This is a genomic window from Tessaracoccus lapidicaptus (assembly GCF_001693815.1).
In the GTDB taxonomy this organism is placed as follows: Bacteria; Actinomycetota; Actinomycetes; order Propionibacteriales; family Propionibacteriaceae; genus Arachnia; species Arachnia lapidicapta.
On record NZ_MBQD01000022.1, the window covers coordinates 171534 to 187571 of the forward strand.

The 16038-nt window shown below is 71.0% G+C and carries 12 protein-coding genes; 8 read left to right on the forward strand and 4 right to left on the reverse strand.

The features are described 5' to 3' along the window. The first annotated feature begins 57 nt into the window (after positions 1-57). Positions 58-1623 carry an asparagine synthetase B family protein gene (locus BCR15_RS09205; RefSeq protein ID WP_068751900.1) on the forward strand — a complete coding sequence of 522 codons (1566 nt, stop codon included), beginning with the start codon at positions 58-60 and terminating at the stop codon, positions 1621-1623. Between the two features lie 10 nt (positions 1624-1633). On the opposite strand, the gene BCR15_RS09210 is transcribed toward BCR15_RS09205, so the two are convergent. After that, on the reverse strand, positions 1634-2380 hold the full coding sequence (locus tag BCR15_RS09210; RefSeq protein ID WP_068751901.1) for a GAF and ANTAR domain-containing protein: 747 nt from the start codon (positions 2378-2380) through the stop codon (positions 1634-1636). 171 nt (positions 2381-2551) lie between these two features. On the opposite strand from BCR15_RS09210, the gene BCR15_RS09215 reads away from it, so the two are divergent. Continuing rightward, complete coding sequence (locus BCR15_RS09215) at positions 2552-3961, forward strand: sodium:proton antiporter (protein WP_068751902.1); 1410 nt, start codon at positions 2552-2554, stop codon at positions 3959-3961. 22 nt (positions 3962-3983) lie between these two features. On the opposite strand, the gene BCR15_RS09220 is transcribed toward BCR15_RS09215, so the two are convergent. Further along, complete coding sequence (locus BCR15_RS09220; protein ID WP_197971736.1) at positions 3984-6698, reverse strand: phosphoenolpyruvate carboxylase; 2715 nt, start codon at positions 6696-6698, stop codon at positions 3984-3986. A 49-nt stretch (positions 6699-6747) separates the two neighbouring features. On the opposite strand from BCR15_RS09220, the gene BCR15_RS09225 reads away from it, so the two are divergent. After that, complete coding sequence (locus tag BCR15_RS09225) at positions 6748-7044, forward strand: helix-turn-helix transcriptional regulator (RefSeq protein WP_068751903.1); 297 nt, start codon at positions 6748-6750, stop codon at positions 7042-7044. Here BCR15_RS09225 and dnaB read toward each other — a convergent pair. Further along, on the reverse strand, positions 7025-8377 hold the full coding sequence (dnaB, locus tag BCR15_RS09230; RefSeq protein ID WP_068751904.1) for a replicative DNA helicase: 1353 nt from the start codon (positions 8375-8377) through the stop codon (positions 7025-7027). The two genes, BCR15_RS09225 and dnaB, sit on opposite strands and share 20 nt — an antisense overlap. 567 nt (positions 8378-8944) lie before the next feature. On the opposite strand from dnaB, the gene BCR15_RS09235 reads away from it, so the two are divergent. From BCR15_RS09235 to fumC, 4 genes are all read left to right on the forward strand, one after another. Then, positions 8945-9259 carry a metal-sensitive transcriptional regulator gene (locus BCR15_RS09235; protein ID WP_068751905.1) on the forward strand — a complete coding sequence of 105 codons (315 nt, stop codon included), beginning with the start codon at positions 8945-8947 and terminating at the stop codon, positions 9257-9259. A 26-nt stretch (positions 9260-9285) separates the two neighbouring features. After that, positions 9286-9495 carry a heavy-metal-associated domain-containing protein gene (locus tag BCR15_RS09240; protein WP_068751906.1) on the forward strand — a complete coding sequence of 70 codons (210 nt, stop codon included), beginning with the start codon at positions 9286-9288 and terminating at the stop codon, positions 9493-9495. Beyond that, positions 9492-11675, forward strand: coding sequence for a heavy metal translocating P-type ATPase (locus tag BCR15_RS09245; RefSeq protein ID WP_332061135.1), 2184 nt, complete (start codon positions 9492-9494; stop codon positions 11673-11675). Before BCR15_RS09240 ends, BCR15_RS09245 begins: the two co-directional genes overlap by 4 nt. A 220-nt stretch (positions 11676-11895) precedes the next feature. Next, positions 11896-13284 (forward strand): class II fumarate hydratase, encoded by a 1389-nt coding sequence (gene fumC / locus BCR15_RS09250; RefSeq protein WP_068751907.1) that lies wholly within the window; start codon positions 11896-11898, stop codon positions 13282-13284. A 336-nt stretch (positions 13285-13620) separates the two neighbouring features. Here the strand turns inward: fumC and BCR15_RS09255 are convergent, their stop codons facing one another. Continuing rightward, positions 13621-14913: a glycosyltransferase gene (locus tag BCR15_RS09255; RefSeq protein ID WP_141680094.1), complete on the reverse strand. Its 1293-nt coding sequence runs from the start codon at positions 14911-14913 to the stop codon at positions 13621-13623. A 54-nt stretch (positions 14914-14967) separates the two neighbouring features. Here BCR15_RS09255 and BCR15_RS09260 point away from each other — a divergent pair, with 54 nt between their 5' ends. Further along, the gene (locus BCR15_RS09260) at positions 14968-16038 is read left to right on the forward strand and encodes a glycerate kinase (RefSeq protein ID WP_068751909.1); all 1071 of its coding nucleotides are present in this window, start codon (positions 14968-14970) and stop codon (positions 16036-16038) included.

The window sequence follows — 16038 nt, forward strand, 5'->3', positions numbered from 1 at the left end:
CCCGTCGTCGCCCGGGGAGCCACCGTCGGCCCCTCCCGCATCCGAGAGGTGAGTCCGATGAGTGGCATTGCCGGAGCGATCGCGCTGACCAGCCGGGCGCGGCCCGACGTCGAAGCGGTCAGCCGCATGGTTCAAGCCCTCCAGGGGCACCACTGGGGACCGCGGCGCATGTGCGGCGACAGTCGAGTCATCCTCGCCCATCGACACGGCGACCTCCCCGACACCCCGGACGGCCTGCAGCCGGTCGTCGATGGCGCGACCGGAGTCGCGGCGATCATCGACGGCCACCTGGTCAACCGGGCGGAACTCATCCGCGGCCTCGGCGACACGATCCGGGGCGACGCCGTCGACGACGCCCGGCTCGTCATCGCCGCCTACGCTCGCTGGGGGAAGTGGTTCGTCGAGCGACTCGAGGGCGACTTCGCCCTCGTCCTGGCCGACCGCGCCCGCCACACCACCCTCCTCGCTCGCGACCGCTTGGGGGTGAAACTCCTCTACGTCGCCGAGGCGGGGGGCGTCGTGTGGTTCGCGTCGACGATGCCCGCCCTCATCGCGTCCCGGGTGGTGGACTCCACGGTCGACCGCGACGCCGTGCGCGAGTTCATCGCACATGCGGGCCGGGTCGCGTCGCCGGGCACTGTGCTCACCGGGGTCCAGAAGCTGCCGCCGGCCACCCTCAGGATCATCGACGCCGACGGCGAGACGCGCGACCGCGTCTACTGGCAGCCGCCCGTCCGGCCCCAAGTCGCGGACACGACCCCGTCCCGGGACCGGGTCGACGCCCTCCACGAGGCGCTGCGGGCGGCGATCCGCCGTCGTCTCCCGGACACAGGCCCCGTTCACGTGCCGCTCTCGGGCGGCCTGTACTCGAGCCTGTTGGTCGCGCTGCTCACCGACTGCCACCTCGGGCCGGTGCACACCCTCAGCCTCGGGTTCGACGGAGTCGGCCACCGGGACGGGGACGAGCTGCACCATGCCGGTGTCGTCGCGCGCCGCTACGGGACCAGGCACCAGGCGCTGCAGGTGCCGGTGGGGGAGCTCGCCGCGACGGTCCACGGCGCCGTCGACGACATGATCGAGCCCCTCGGGGACCCCGAGGCCGTCGCCCTGCACCTCGCGTCGCGAAACCTCCCGGACCCGACGCGACCGGTGTGGTTCGGGCACGGGCCGGCGGAGGCGCCGCGATCGCCCGAGCGGCTCCGCGACCTGGCCGAGGGGCCGCTGGTGCGGATCGACAGCATGACGCGGGGGTGGTCCGTGCAGGCCGAGGTGCCGTTCCTGGACCGCGCCGTCGTCGAGCTGGTGGCCGCGGACCCGGCCGGGGCGGCGCCCGGCGAGACCCCCAGGCTCGTCTCCACATTGGCGCGGGAGGTTCTCCCGCCCCGGATCGCCGCCCGACCCCGGCACTGCCCGGCGCTCCCGGCCGCGGCATGCCTCGACGGGCCGCTGCTGGACCTGGCCCGCGACACCCTCCGCTCGCGGGCAGCACAGGAACGGGCACTGGTGCAGCCGTTCCTGCTCGAGCGCTGGCTGGCGGCACCGCAGCGGCGCGGCGGGGCTGCGGGCTCGGCGCTCTGGGCGCTGACGGTCCTCGAGTTGTGGCTGCAGCGCCACGCGGCGTGACCGCGCGCGATCAGGCGGACGGTTGGAACGGCAGCTCGCCCGTGGTGACGACGCGGTCCGCGATCACCGACATCTTGAGGTTCAGGTGCTGGCTGGCCAGCCGCAGCAGGTTGAGGGCCGTCTCGCGCGTGATCATGTGGCGCCCCATCAGGACGCCGATCGCCATCGCGATCTCCCGATTGGTGCGCAGCGCGGCCTCCAGCTGCTCGGCCCGCTCCCGGCTGACGGCCACCGAGGTGCCCATCGACGCGAAGGTGGCCAGGACCACGGCCTGATCCGAGTCCCAGGACTCGGTGAAAGCGCCCTCGCGGTCCGCGTACATGTTGAGACTCGCGATCGTGTGCGCCGCGTCGATGAGGTGCAGCGGCTGCGCGAAGATGCTGCGCACGCCGAGGGCTTCGGCACCCGCCGAGTAGGCGGGCCACCGGTCGTCGGTCCGAAGGTCTGGGATGTGGTAGGGCCGCTTGTCGCGGATGGCGTCGAGACAGGGACCGATGTTCAGGTCGTACTGCAGGTCGTCGAGGCGCTGCGCCAGCTCGTCGCTCACCACGAGCGACTTGAACCCCGGCCCCTCCTGCACCGTGATGGTCGCCCACCGGGCACCGGGAATCAGCTCGATGGCGGCTTCGACGATCGCCGTGGTCGTCGGTCGGGAGTCGTCGCGCAGGCGTGCGGCCATGGTGTCGAGCCGGGCCGCGACGTCGGTCACGCCCCAGCGCCGGGCGCCCGTCGGGTCCGGCAGACTTCCGTCCTTCACAGTCCCCACCTTCCTGCGTCGGCGTCGTGTCCGCGACGACACGCCCACGGTACCCGCCCCCCGCGGGCCATCCAGAATCGCGGGGTGGGCCGGAGCCCCCGAGCGCGCGGGTTTACCCTGAGAGCTCGAGCCGGGCGCCCCCGGGAGGGCGCCCGGCGAAGGAGCCCGACGATGACCTATCCGTGGTGGAGCATGCTCCCCTTCGTGGCGATGCTGGCCGCCATCGCGATCCTCCCCCTGCTTCCGCACACCGCCCACCACTGGGAGAAGCGGGCCGTACAGCTGGGGCTGGCGCTCGCGCTCGGGATCCCGGTGGCCATCGCGGTGTGGACGTTCGACGACCCGTGGCGCGTCGGCCACGCCCTCTATGAGTACGTGCAGTTCATCTCGCTGCTGCTGGCGTTGTTCGTGGTCTCAGGCGGGCTCTTCCTCAAGGGCGACATCGAGGCAACGCCACGCAACAACACGATCTTCCTCGCCATCGGGGGCATCGTCGCGTCGTTCGTCGGCACCACCGGCGCCGCCATGCTCCTCATCCGCCCCCTGCTCAACACCAACCAGGAACGCAAGCACCGGGTGCACACCGCCCTGTTCGCGATCTTCATCGTGGCCAACTGCGGCGGCCTCCTCACGCCGCTGGGCGACCCGCCGCTGTTCCTGGGCCTGCTGCGCGGCGTGCCGTTCACGTGGACGTTCACGCTGTGGCCCCAGTGGCTGTTCGTCCTGGCCCTCATGCTGTTCAGCTACTACGCGCTCGACCGCCGCATCTACGCCACCGAGGCTCCCCAGGACGTCGCGTTCGACCGCAGCAACGTCCAGCCGCTGGGGATCCGGGGCAAGCTCAACTTCCTCTGGTTCGCGGTGATCATCGCGGCCGTCGCGTTCGCGCCGTCGATGGACCTGCACGCCATCGAGACCGGCCACGCCGTTGCGGGGGACTGGATCCCGGTGCGCGAACTCATCATGTGGGGCGCGGCCGCCGCGTCGCTGTTCACCACCCAGCGCAGCGTCCGCTACGGCGACAACGAGTTCAGCTGGGGGCCGATCGCAGAGGTGGCGGCCCTGTTCGTCGGCATTTTCCTCACCATGATCCCGGCGCTGGAGTACCTGGGCCAGCACGCGAGGTCGCTGCCCCTCGACGAGATCACCCTGTTCCTCTTCACGGGCGGGCTGTCGTCAGTGCTCGACAACGCGCCGACGTACGCCACCTTCTACGAGATGGCGTCGCAGCTGCCGGCACCCGCCGGGGTCGCCATGATCGGCACGACCCCGCCCGTCCCCGAAACCTATCTCGTGTCGATCTCGCTGGGCGCGGTCTTCTGCGGCGCCCTGACCTACATCGGCAACGGCCCGAACTTCATGGTGAAATCAGTGGCGGAGTCGCGGGGGGTAAACATGCCGTCGTTCGGCGTGTACGTGATCCGCTCGATGCAGTACCTGGCGCCGACGCTGCTGGCGATGATGCTGCTGATGATCGCCGACCACCCCGCCGCCTGGGCGGCCGGCGGTGCGGTGGTGGCGTGGATCGTGGCGCGTGGTGTCGCGGACATCCGCCGCTCGACAGCGGCCGTCCGGGCCTGAGACGGCGGGCCCCCGGCCGAGGCTAGCCCGTGTTCTGCAGGCCGGCCGCGGCGCCATTGACCGTCAACAGCAGCACCCGCGTCCACACCTGACGCTCGGCGTCGTCGATCGGAGCCTCCGGATCCCGGATCAGGCGCAGCGCCCGCAGCTGCAGGTGGCTCAGCGCGTCGATCGACGGAGCCCGCAGCCCGACCCGCCCGTGCAGGAGCGGCTTGGCCTCCAGCAGCTCGCGCTGGCCCATGGTCTCCAGCACCAGCCGCCTGGTGAGGTCGAGTTCCTCGAGGACCCGCCGTGTGACATCGGGCTGCCCGCCGAGCGCCAGGAAGGACTCGGCCAGCCGTGGGTTGGCCTTCGCCAGGCTCATCTCCGCGACGTCGATGAGGCTCGCGAACAGCGGCCACTCGCGGTACGCGGCGCGCAGCCGCTCCGGGTCGCCCACGGCGGCCAGGCCCGTCCCCAGGCCGTACCAGCCGGGGATGTTGGCGCGGATCTGCGACCAGGCGAACACCCAGGGGATGGCCCGCAGATCGCTGAGGTCGCGGCCCTCGGTGGCGCCACTGCGGCGCGCGGGGCGAGAGCCCAGCCGCAGCTCACTCAGCTCGTCCATGGGGCTGGACTCGGCCACGACGTCGGCGAAGCCGGGGGTCCGCACCAGGTCCCACCACGCCTCGCGGGACGCGCGCTCCACGGTGGCCGACACGTCGGAGAACCGGTCCGCCGCGTCCCGGTTGCGGGCGGTGGCGTCGTCGGTGTCGGCAAGCAGCACGGCAGAGGTCAGCCGCTCCAGGTGCGCCTGGGCCAACGTCTCATCGGCGTAGCGCGCGAAGATCACCTCGCCCTGCTCGGTCACCTTGAACCGGCCGGCGACGGAGCCGGGCGGCTGCGCGAGGATCGCGCGGTGCAGCGGGCCTCCGCCGCGGCCGAGGGAACCGCCGCGGCCGTGGAAGATCGTCAGGTGCAGGCCATGGCCGTCGGCCCACTCGACCAGCTCGCTCTGCGCGGAGTACAGCGTCAGGGTGGCGCTCGCCGGTCCGACGTCCTTCGCCGAGTCCGAGTACCCCACCATGACCTCGACGTGTCCGCCGGTCTGCCCCAGCCACACCTTGGTGCTGTCCGTCGGCAGCCACCGCTCGAGGATCCCCACGGCGCCGCTCAGATCCGCGCCAGTCTCGAACAGCGGCACGACGTCGAGCCGCAGCCGGCCCTCGCCGACGGCCAACCGGCCGAGCGCGCGGACGCCCACGAGATGCTCCGCCTTCTGCGTGAAGCTCACGACGTAGCGGCCGCACGACCGCGGCCCCCACCGCTCCTGCAGCCAGGACATCACCCGCAAGGTGTCGAGGACCTCGCGCGTCTTGTCGGTCACCGGCTGCACATGCTCGGGCCAGCCCTCCACCGCCAGCCGGTCCAGCAGCGCGAGCCTGGCTTCGTCGTCGGCGGGCTCGTCGTCCAGCTGCCCGAGCAGCTCGTCCAGCGCCGCCTCGTGCACGGCGCTGTGCTGGCGCACCTCGAGTTCGGCGAGGTGGAACCCGAAGGTCTCGGTCAGCCAGATGAGGTGCTGCAGCTCGCCGAACGCGGCCCGGTCGTCGCCGGCCTGGCGCAGCGAGTCCTGAATCAGCCGCAGGTCCGCCAGCAGGTCGTCGGGGCTGCGGTAGGCGAGTTCGATGCGGCCGCGCCGGGTGGCGTTGAGCCGCTCCGCGGCGAAGAGCAGCTTCTGCCGGTGCGGTTCGTTGGGCGACGACGTGCGGATGCCCGCGAACACTTCCGGGGCCGCGACGGCGTCGCGGGCGAGTTCGTTGGCCAGCTCCGGCGACGGCGGGGTGGCGTCCTCGCTCATGGTCAGGGTGCGCGCGATGCGCTCCGCCCCCGTCGCGAGCGCCCGCAGCGCGTGGTCGGCTTGGATCGCGGCGGTCTGCCGCGTGACCTCGGCCGTGACGAACGGGTTCCCGTCGCGGTCGCCGCCCACCCAGGACCCGAAGCGCAGGAAGGCCGGGACCGCGGGGTCGCGGCGGCCGGCGTCGCCGTCGGAGATCACCATCTCGACGGAGCGGTACAGCCGCGGCACGGCGTGGAAAAGCGTTTGGTCGAACACCTGCATCACGGCGCGGACCTCGTCGGCCGGCTGCGGCGGGGTGGTGCGCAGCGGCGAGGTGCGCGACAGGATGTCGACCTCCTCGAGCATCCGACGGCGGGCCGCCGCCCGCTCCTGCGTGCCCGCGGCGACGTCGTCGAATCGGTCGAGCTGGGCGCCGATCCGGTCCAGCGCCGACGACACCGCCCGGCGCCGCGCCTCCGTCGGGTGCGCCGTCAGGACGGGATGGACGCGCAGGTCTCGGACGCGGGACGCGAGCTCGCCGAGGGCGGCGACGGCGGGCCACATGTCGGGCGTGGCGTCGCCGGAGCGGGGGTCGGCGCCGCGCAGCAGCCGGGATCGGTGGCGCTGCTCGGCCAGGTTGATCAGGTGGAAGTGCACCGTCAGTGCCTGCGCGAGGCTGGCCGCCTGCTGGGCCGTGAGCGCCTCGATGATCCGGGTCGGCTCGGCCGGGTCGCCTCCGTCGGCCGCGCCCGCCGCCGCCTCTTCCAGGCGGTCCATGAGGCCCGCCAGCTCGTCGCGGCCCGACTCCGTCAGCACCTGCCGGTGCAACGACGTCAACAGGGCGATGTCCGCTGTGAGCAGCGTGTCGGGGGTGGCATCGGGACGGGGGGCGGCCAGGGTGGCGTCAGCGGTTTCGGGCACGATGGATGCCTTCCGTTTCGTGAATTGTTCCGTGGGTATTATTCAGCACATGCCCTCTGAGTGGACATTCCTCTCCAACTACGGACACGTGCTGGTGGCCCTGGCGCGAGATCCGGACGCCCGCATGCGCGACGTCGCGGAACAGGTGGGCATCACCGAACGCGCCGTGCAGCAGATCGTCGCCGATCTCGTCGAGGAGGGGTACGTCGAGAAGGTGAAACTGGGCCGGCGCAACCAGTACCGCCTGGCGGACCACAGGAACTTCCGGCACCGCCTCGAGTCTGAAGTGCGCATCGAGGACTTCCTCACCCTCATGACCGGGAGCGTCACATCGGGGCGTTGGTGAACCGGCTGTAGTGGCCCTGGAACAGGGCATCGATCTTCCCGGTCTCGCCGTTGCGGTGCTTGGGGATGTGGAATGCGGCCAGCCCGCGCTCCTCGTCGGTGGGGTTCTGCGAGTACATCTCCGGACGGTGCAGCATGAGGACGATGTCCGCGTCCTGCTCAAGCGAGCCTGACTCACGCAGGTCGGACAGCTGGGGGATGCCGTCCTTGCGCTGCTCGGTGTTTCGAGACAGCTGCGACAAGGCGATGACGGGGATCTCCAGCTCCTTGGCGAGCAGCTTGATCTGACGGGAGAACTCGGAGACCTCCAGCTGGCGCGACTCCACCTTCTTGCCCGAGCTCATCAGCTGGATGTAGTCGATCGCGAGCAGCTGCAGGTCGTGCTTCTGCTTGAGCCGGCGGGCCTTCGCGCGGATCTCCATCATGGTGAGGTTCGGCGAGTCGTCGATGAAGAAGTTCTTCTCGCCCAGGATGGCGGACTTGTCGGTGACGCGCTGCCAGTCGTTCTCGTCCATCTTGCCGCCGCGGATCTTGCCCAGGGGCACCGACGCCTCGGCGGAGAGCACCTTCATGACGATCTCGGTGCGGCTCATCTCGAGAGAGAAGAACGCCGCGGTGAGGTTGTGGTGGATGGCCGCCGAGCGGCACACGTCGAGCGCGAAGGTGGACTTACCGACGCCGGGGCGCGCAGCGACGATGATCATCTGGCCGGGGTGCAGGCCGTTGGTGATCCGGTCGAGCTCGATGAACCCCGTGGGCACTCCCGAGAGCGCGTCCCCGGAGGACGCGATGGCCTCCATCTCGTCGAAGGTGGGCTCGAGCAGTTCGCGCAGGGACTTGTAGTCCTCCGACGCCTTCTTCTCCGTCACCTCGAACAGCGTCTGCTGGGCCTCGTCGACGATCTTGTCAACATCCCCCTGGCCCTGGTAGCCGAGCTGGGCGATGCGGATCGACGCGTTGACGAGCCGGCGGAGGACGGCCTTGTCGCGCACCAACTCCGCGTAGTAGATGGCGTTGGCCGCGATCGAGACCGACGCCAGCAGGTCGTGCAGGTAGACCGGCCCGCCGACCTTGGCCAGCTGCCCCTGCTTGCCCAGCTCGCCGGCGACGGTGATCGGGTCCGCGGGCTCGCCGCGGCCGTAGAGCGTGATGATGGCGTCGAAGATGATCTCGTGATTGGGCCGGTAGAAGTCCGCGCCGCGCAGCACCTCGACCACCTCGGAGATGGCGTCCTTCGACATCATCATCGCGCCCAGGACGCTCTGCTCTGCCGCCAGGTCCTGCGGGGGAGTGCGATCCAGCTCGCGGTCGTCGAAGACGGCTGTCTGCGACATGGTCCCTCCTTGAAGCCCGACGGATTCCGGCCACAGGACAGGCTAGGGCACGCCTCCGACAGGATCCGGCGGAGCCCTGTGGGCAAGCCTGTGCACGGGGTGTGGACAGGCTGTGGACGGCTGCCAGGTCCCGGCCCGCGACCTGTGGACAGATATGTGCGTGAGCGGCCACTGGACCGTTATCAAATCGTTATCTTTGCCGCACAGGATGGTGCCCGGGGGATTTGTCCACATATCCCCCGCGGGCCCCGCGTTCGACGCCTGTTCGACGGCGCAACTGCGCCTGACGTGCGCTCTTGCGGAAAAAGCCAGCTGACTAGGCGCGTTGCTAATTCTTACCTTCGGGGGCTGGACGCCGTCGCTCCGTTGGTGCTAATGCGGAGCGGTTCGGCAGGGCGGAGGACTGCGTGGTGGCCCACTGTCCACAGGGTCGGGTCCGGAACTGTGGACAAATCGCTGCAGGTACCAGACCCCGGTGGGGAATGGCGACTCCTCGCATGCGATGATGAATCTACTTGAAGCCGATACCCCCAAGGGGTATGGTGGCGTACGAGAAGGGGGACTTGCATGACTGAGATCACCGAAGCCACGTGTCATCACGCGAACCACGGCTACACGCCCGAGAAGGCGGCCTACCTACGTCGGCTGCGCCTCATCGAGGGCCAGGCCAGGGGCATCGCGCGCATGGTGGAGGAGGACCAGTACTGCATCGACATCCTCACCCAGGTCGCAGCCGTCACGAGCGCGCTCAAGGCGGTCTCGCTGGGTCTTCTCAACGATCACCTCTCGCACTGCGTCGCGGACGCCGCCCGTCAGGGTGGGCCCGAGGCCGACGCCAAGATCGACGAGGCGATGCAGGCCATCAAACGCCTGGTCCGCTGACCCACCTACCGAACAGGGGCTTCACCATGATCACCAAGTACACCGTTTCCGGCATGACCTGCGGCCATTGCGTCAAGAGCGTCACCGAGGAGGTCTCGGAGGTCGACGGCGTGTCGAACGTCTCCGTGACCCTCGATGGCGGCCAGATGCTGGTCGAGTCCGATGAGCACGTCCCCTTCGACGCGATCATCGAGGCCGTCCGCGAGGCCGGCAACTACACCGTCGTCGAGGCGTGAGCGGCACCACCACGGTCCAGCTCGACATCCAGGGGATGACCTGCGCCTCGTGCGCGGCCCGGATCGAGAAGAAACTCAACAAGGTCGACGGTGTCATCGCCACCGTCAACTACTCGACCGAGAAGGCCACCGTCGAGGCTCCCCCCGGTATCTCGACGGACCGTCTCATCGAGGTCGTCACGCAGGCCGGCTACGGCGCCACCATGCCGGTGCCCGAGGCCGTCAAGGCCGACGAGGCAGCTGAGCTGAAGCCGAGGGTCCTGTGGGCCTTCGCGCTGAGCATCCCCGTCGTGGCGGTGTCGATGCTGCCGGTCCTGCAGTTCCCGGGCTGGCAGTGGGTCGCGCTGGTCCTCAGCGCCGTCGTCGTCCTGTGGCTGGGCCGCAACTTCCATCGCGCCGCGTACGTCAACGCGCGGCACGGCACCACCACCATGGACACGCTCGTGTCCATGGGCACCCTCACCGCCTTCGCCTGGTCCGTCTACGCCATGGTCTTCGGGCACGCCGGCATGATCGGGATGAAGCACGAGTTCTCCTTCGACCTCGCGCAACAGGACGCCCTCGGGTTCATCTACTTCGAGGCCGCCGTCACGATCATCTCCTTCCTGCTGCTCGGCCGCTACATCGAGGCCCGCGCGAAGAGCGAGTCGGGCGCCGCGATGCGGGCCCTCCTCGAGGTGGGCGCCAAGCAGGCGTCGCTGCTGGTCGACGGCGAGGAACGCCGCGTCGACGTCAAGACGCTGCGGGCGGGCGACCTCATCGTCGTGCGCCCCGGTGAGAAGGTCGCGGCCGACGGCGTCGTCGTCGAGGGCCGCTCCGCCGTCGACGCCTCCATCATGACCGGCGAGTCGTTGCCGGTCGAGGTGGAGCCGGGCACCGACGTCGTGGGTGGCTCCGTCAACACGACGGGCCGGCTCGTCGTGCGGGCCACCGCCGTCGGGGAGCAGTCGCAGCTCGCGCGCATCGCTCGGATGGTCGAGGAGGCGCAGACGGGCAAGGCGGACGTCCAGCGCCTCGCGGACAAGGTCTCCGGGATCTTCGTGCCGGTCGTCATCGCCATCTCGGCACTGACGCTCGCCGGACACCTGCTGGTGGGGCACGGCGTGACGATGTCGCTGTCGGCGGCCATCGCCGTGCTGATCATCGCCTGCCCGTGCGCGCTGGGGCTCGCGACACCGTCGGCGCTCATGGTGGGCACCGGTCGCGGCGCCCAGCTGGGCATCGTGATCCGCGGACCGCAGGTCCTGGAGCGCGCGCGCCGGGTGCAGACCATCGCGTTCGACAAGACCGGCACCATCACCACCGGGCAGATGTCCGTGGCGCGCGTCGACACCGCCGAGTCGGTGGGGCGCGACGAGCTCCTCGAGCTGGCCGCCGCCGTCGAGTCCGGGTCCGAGCACCCGATCGCCCAGGCGATCGTCGCGTCGGTCGACCAGAACCGCCCCGTGGAGGACTTCCGCAACACGCCCGGTCGCGGCGTGGAGGGACGCGTCGACGGCCGACTGGTCTACGCCGGATCGCCGGCCTACATCGCGGCGCTCGGGCACCCGGCCGTCGAGTGGCCGGACGCGCCGATCGGCAGCATCGTCGAGGTCGCGGACGAGTCGCGGGTGCTGGGGCGCATCGTCGTGGCGGACACCATCAAGCCGTCGGCGGCGCGGGCCATCGCGCAGCTCAAGGACCTGGGCCTGCACCCGGTGCTGCTGTCCGGCGACAACGAGCGCACGGCCAGGGCCGTCGCGGCCGAGGTCGGCATCGACGAGGTGCGGGCCGGCGTGACCCCCGAGGGCAAGGTCGACGTCATCAAGGAACTGCAGGCCGACGGCCGGCAGGTCGCGATGGTCGGCGACGGTGTCAACGACGCCGCGGCCATCGCGCAGGCGGACCTCGGAATCGCCATGGGCACCGGGACCGACGCGGCCATCGCGGCCGGCGACATCACGCTGATGCGCCACGATCTCGTCGCGGCCGTCGACGCTGTGCGCCTGTCGCGCGCCACGTTGCGCACCATCAAGTCGAACCTGGTGTGGGCCTTCGGCTACAACACGGCGGCCGTCCCGCTCGCGGCGCTGGGCATGCTGACGCCCATCATCGCGGGCGCCGCCATGGCGTTCTCGAGTGTGTTCGTGGTGCTCAACAGCCTCCGGCTGCGGGGCTTCCGCAGCATCGCGGAGCGCTGACCCGACGAAGGTGAAGAGTAGGTCAAGAAATTCGTGAATCCGGGTGAAGGATCGAGGATTTACGCAGACGGGCCGAGTTCAGCTAGTGTTTCTCTCGACGCCGTTGCTGGTGTCCCGCAAGACCGCCCGGCCGCTGCCGCCCCCCCAAGGGCAGCGGCCGGGCTTTTTTCTGCCCGTCGTTCCCGGCTGGGAGCGCCCGGGATCGGGGTAGGTTGGGGTCATGGCTACCCGCATCGAAACTGACTCCATGGGGCCCGTCCAGGTCGACGCCGACCGCTACTGGGGCGCCCAAACCGAACGCAGCCTCCACAACTTCGACATCGGCCGCGACACCTTCGTCTGGGGCCGCGCCATGGTCCGGGCGCTCGGCGTCCTCAAGAAGGCCGCGGCCCTCGCGAACGCCGAGCTGGGCGAACTGCCCGAGGACCGCGGCAGCCTCATCGCCCGCGCCGCCGACGAGGTCATCGAGGGCCGGCTGGATGCCGAATTCCCGCTGGTCGTGTTCCAGACCGGCTCCGGCACGCAGTCGAACATGAACGCCAACGAGGTGATCGCGAACCGGGCCATCGAACTCGCCGGCGGGGAGCGCGGCTCCAAGGCTCCTGTGCACCCCAACGACGACGTCAACCGCGGCCAGTCGTCGAACGACACGTTCCCCACCGCCATGCACATCGCCGTGGTGTCGGAGCTGAACTCCCGGCTCTACCCGGCGGTCGCCCGCCTGCGCGACGTGCTGGCCGAGAAAGCCGAGCAGTACGACGACGTCGTCATGGTCGGCCGCACCCACCTGCAGGACGCCACCCCCGTGCGCCTCGGCCAGGTGATCGGCGGATGGGTCGCGCAGCTGGACTTCGCCGTCGAGGGCATCCGACACGCCGATTCGCGCGCCCGCGACCTCGCCATCGGCGGCACCGCCGTCGGCACCGGGCTGAACGCGCACCCCGACTTCGGGCGGCTGGCGGCGTCGAAGATCTCGGAGGAGACCGGGCTGGAGTTCCGGCAGGCCGACAACCTGTTCGCCGCGTTGAGCGCGCACGACTCGCTCGTCGAGGTCAGCGGCCAGCTGCGCGTGCTGGCCGACGCACTCATGAAGATCGCCAACGACGTGCGGTGGTACGCCAGCGGGCCGCGCAACGGCATCGGTGAGCTCAACATCCCGGAGAACGAGCCGGGGAGCTCGATCATGCCGGGGAAGGTCAACCCGACGCAGTCCGAGGCACTGACGATGGTGGTCGCGCGCGTGTTCGGCAACGACGCCACCGTCGGCTTCGCCGGGAGCCAAGGCAACTTCCAGCTCAACGTGTTCAAGCCGGTGATGGCGCACGCGGTGCTGGAGTCGATCCGGCTGCTCGCCGACGGGGCGCTGTCGTTCACGGAGCACTGCGCGGTCGGCATCGAGCCGAACCTGCCGCGCATCGAGCAGAACCTGTCGACGAATCTCATGCTCGTCACCGCGCTGAACCGGCACATCGGCTACGACAAGGCCGCCAAGATCGCGAAGCAGGCGCACAAGGAGGGCACGTCGCTGCGGGAGTCGGCGCTGGCCAACGGCGTGAGCGGTGAGGACTTCGACCGCTGGGTCATCCCGGGGGACATGACGGGTCGGTAGTCGCGGTCGCGGCTGCGGGTCGCGGGCCCGTCGGGTGCTGACCCCCGCCCGCCTCCCGGCCGCCCGCTCACCTGGCACGACACGCCGTCGAACTCCGTCGTCGGCGCCCCCTACGACGGTGAGGGGCGAGTTCGGCTGTCATTCGTGCTGTCGACCGCCGGTCCCGCCCCAGCCCTGCGCCCAACACGAATAGCAGGCTCGCACGACCCTCGGCCGTGTGGAGGCGGCCGAGGTCCCAGTTCATCGGCGTGTCGTGCCGGTCAAGCCGGCCGTCGGTTCCGCGCGGCCGACGGCGGGGGTGCGGGGGCGGGGGTAGGGGTCGGAGGAACGATGCCCTCAGCGCGACCCCGCCTGTTCCGCGTACAGCCGGAGCATCTCCGCCGCCTGCGACTCGATGCTCCACTGCGACGCCAACTCGACGGAGCGCGCCGACGCGTGGGCGCGCCACTCCTCGTCGGGCAGCCGGTCGATGACGCGCATGATCCCTGCGGCAAGCGACGCCGGCGTGGGGCGCGTGATCTCACCGTTGACGCCAGGCTCGACGACCAGTGTCAGCTCGTGGTCGACGCTGACGATCGGCAGCCCCGCCAGCGCGGCCTCGTGGAGGACCAGCGCCTGAGTGTCGGTGAGGCTGGGGAACGCGAACACGTCCGCCATGCCGTAGAACGCGCCTAGGGCGTCGCGCTTCTGCTCGCCGGGCAGGATGATCCGGCCCGCCGCGCGACCCTCGGCCAGCACCTTCTTGATGCGCGTGTACCGCTCCCAGTCGCCGACGATGCACAGCCGCGCGTCGGGGCGCTGCGCGTGCACCAGCTCGAACGCCTCGGCCAGCAGCGGGATCCCCTTCTCCGGCGCGATCCGGCCCGCGTACAGCACCATCGGGCCGTCGGGGTGGGGGATCGGCGGCGGGCCGGGCGGCAGCGGATCGACGCCATTGGGCACCACCCGGATGTTGGCGTTGGGTGTGATGAGCCGCAGCCGGTTGGCGGTCTTGGGCGACGGCGTCGTGATGAGGGCGGCCGACTCCAGCATCTTCTCGCAGACGCTGAGCAGCGACGCCGTCGAGCGGCCCCGATCCTCGTAGCGGATCTCGGCGAGTCGGATGTCCTCGGCGCTGACGAACTCGCCCTTCGTGAACCGCGCGAACGCCCGCAGCACGCCCGTCAGCATGGGGAGGACGGCGGAGTAGTGGTCGGCGTAGGCGTCGAAGTCGGTGTGCCAGGTGATCATCAGCGGGATGCCCAGGCGGCGGGCCGCCCACGTCCCGAGGACGCCGACCGTGCCGAACCCGTGCACGTGGATGACGTCCGGCGCGAGCTCGCCGATGCGGTCGATGGTGCGGTCGAACTTGCGCCCGCTCGCCACCCGGGTGGGCATCTTCGGCACCCGCACCGACGGGAGGCGGATCTCCGTGCGCCCGGGGCGGCCGTGGTGCGGGTTCGGGCCCTTGGCCTCCGGCGCCACGACGATGACCTCGTGCCCGGCGTCGAGCAGGTTACCCTCCAGCTGCTGCACGGCGAACATGAGGCCGTTGCTGCCCGGGCCGTAGTTGTCCGTGAACTGCGCCACCCTGAGGCGGCGCGGGGGCAGCTCGGCAGCTGCTGGCGCTGGCGCTGCGGGAGAGGTCACCCGGCCACTCTATCGGCTCCCCCGCGCCCGGCCAGCACCTCTAGGCTCGTGGCCATGAAGGTCGTCGTCGCTCCTGATTCCTTCAAGGGAACCCTCACCGCGCTCGAGGCCGCCGAGGCGATCGCCGCCGGATGGCGCTCCGTGCGCGACGGCGACGAGCTGATCCTGCGCCCCATGGCCGACGGCGGGGAGGGCACGCTCGACGCCTTCGCGTCCGTGCCGGGGGCCGAGCGGGTGCCGGTCGAGGTGGTGGACGCCGTCGGCCGGCCGCGGTCGTCGTCGTGGCTGCGCCTGCCCGACGGGACGGGCGTCGTCGAGCTCGCGGACGCATGCGGCATCGTCGGACTGGACCCGCTGGCACCGCGCGAGGCGCACTCGACGGGGTTCGGCCTGGCGATCCGGGCGGCCCTGGAGGCGGGGGTGTCGCGGCTGCTGCTGGCGATCGGCGGGAGCGCGTCCACCGACTGCGGCGCCGGCATGCTCGTCGCGCTCGGTGCCCGGCTGGTCGACGCAGCGGGCATCGAGGTGGTGTCGCCGGGCAACGCGGCGCTGGGGCGCGTCGTCGGCGTGGATGTCAGTGGGATGCTGCGGCCGCCGTCGGGTGGTGCGGTCGTGCTGTCCGACGTGACCAACCCGCTGCTCGGCCCCCTTGGCGCGGCGGCGGTATTCGGGCCGCAGAAAGGCGGCATGGGGATGGTCGACGAGCTGGAGGATAACGTCGCGCGGTTCGCCGGGCTCCTGGGCGGGGATCCGGAGGTGCCCGGCGCGGGCGCCGCGGGAGGAGTCGGGTTCGCGCTGCAGTGGTGGGGGGCGACGACGGCGTCGGGGGCGTCCGCTGTCGCGGAGGCGGTCGGACTGGCGGATGCCGTCGCGGGCGCGGACCTCGTCGTCACCGGCGAGGGGCGGTTCGACAGCCAGTCCGCCGGGGGGAAGGTGCTCTCGGTGGTGCGGGCTGTGGCGGGTGACGCGCGCGTCGCCGTCGTCGCGGGGCGGATCGACGCGGACGTCGCGGGGTTGGCCGGGGCGGTGTCGCTGTGGGAGCTGGCGGGGGAGCGGGCGCTGTCGGATGCGGGCGGTGTCGCGGTGGAGGCGGGTCGGGCGTTGAGCCTGAATGTGGGGTCGTAG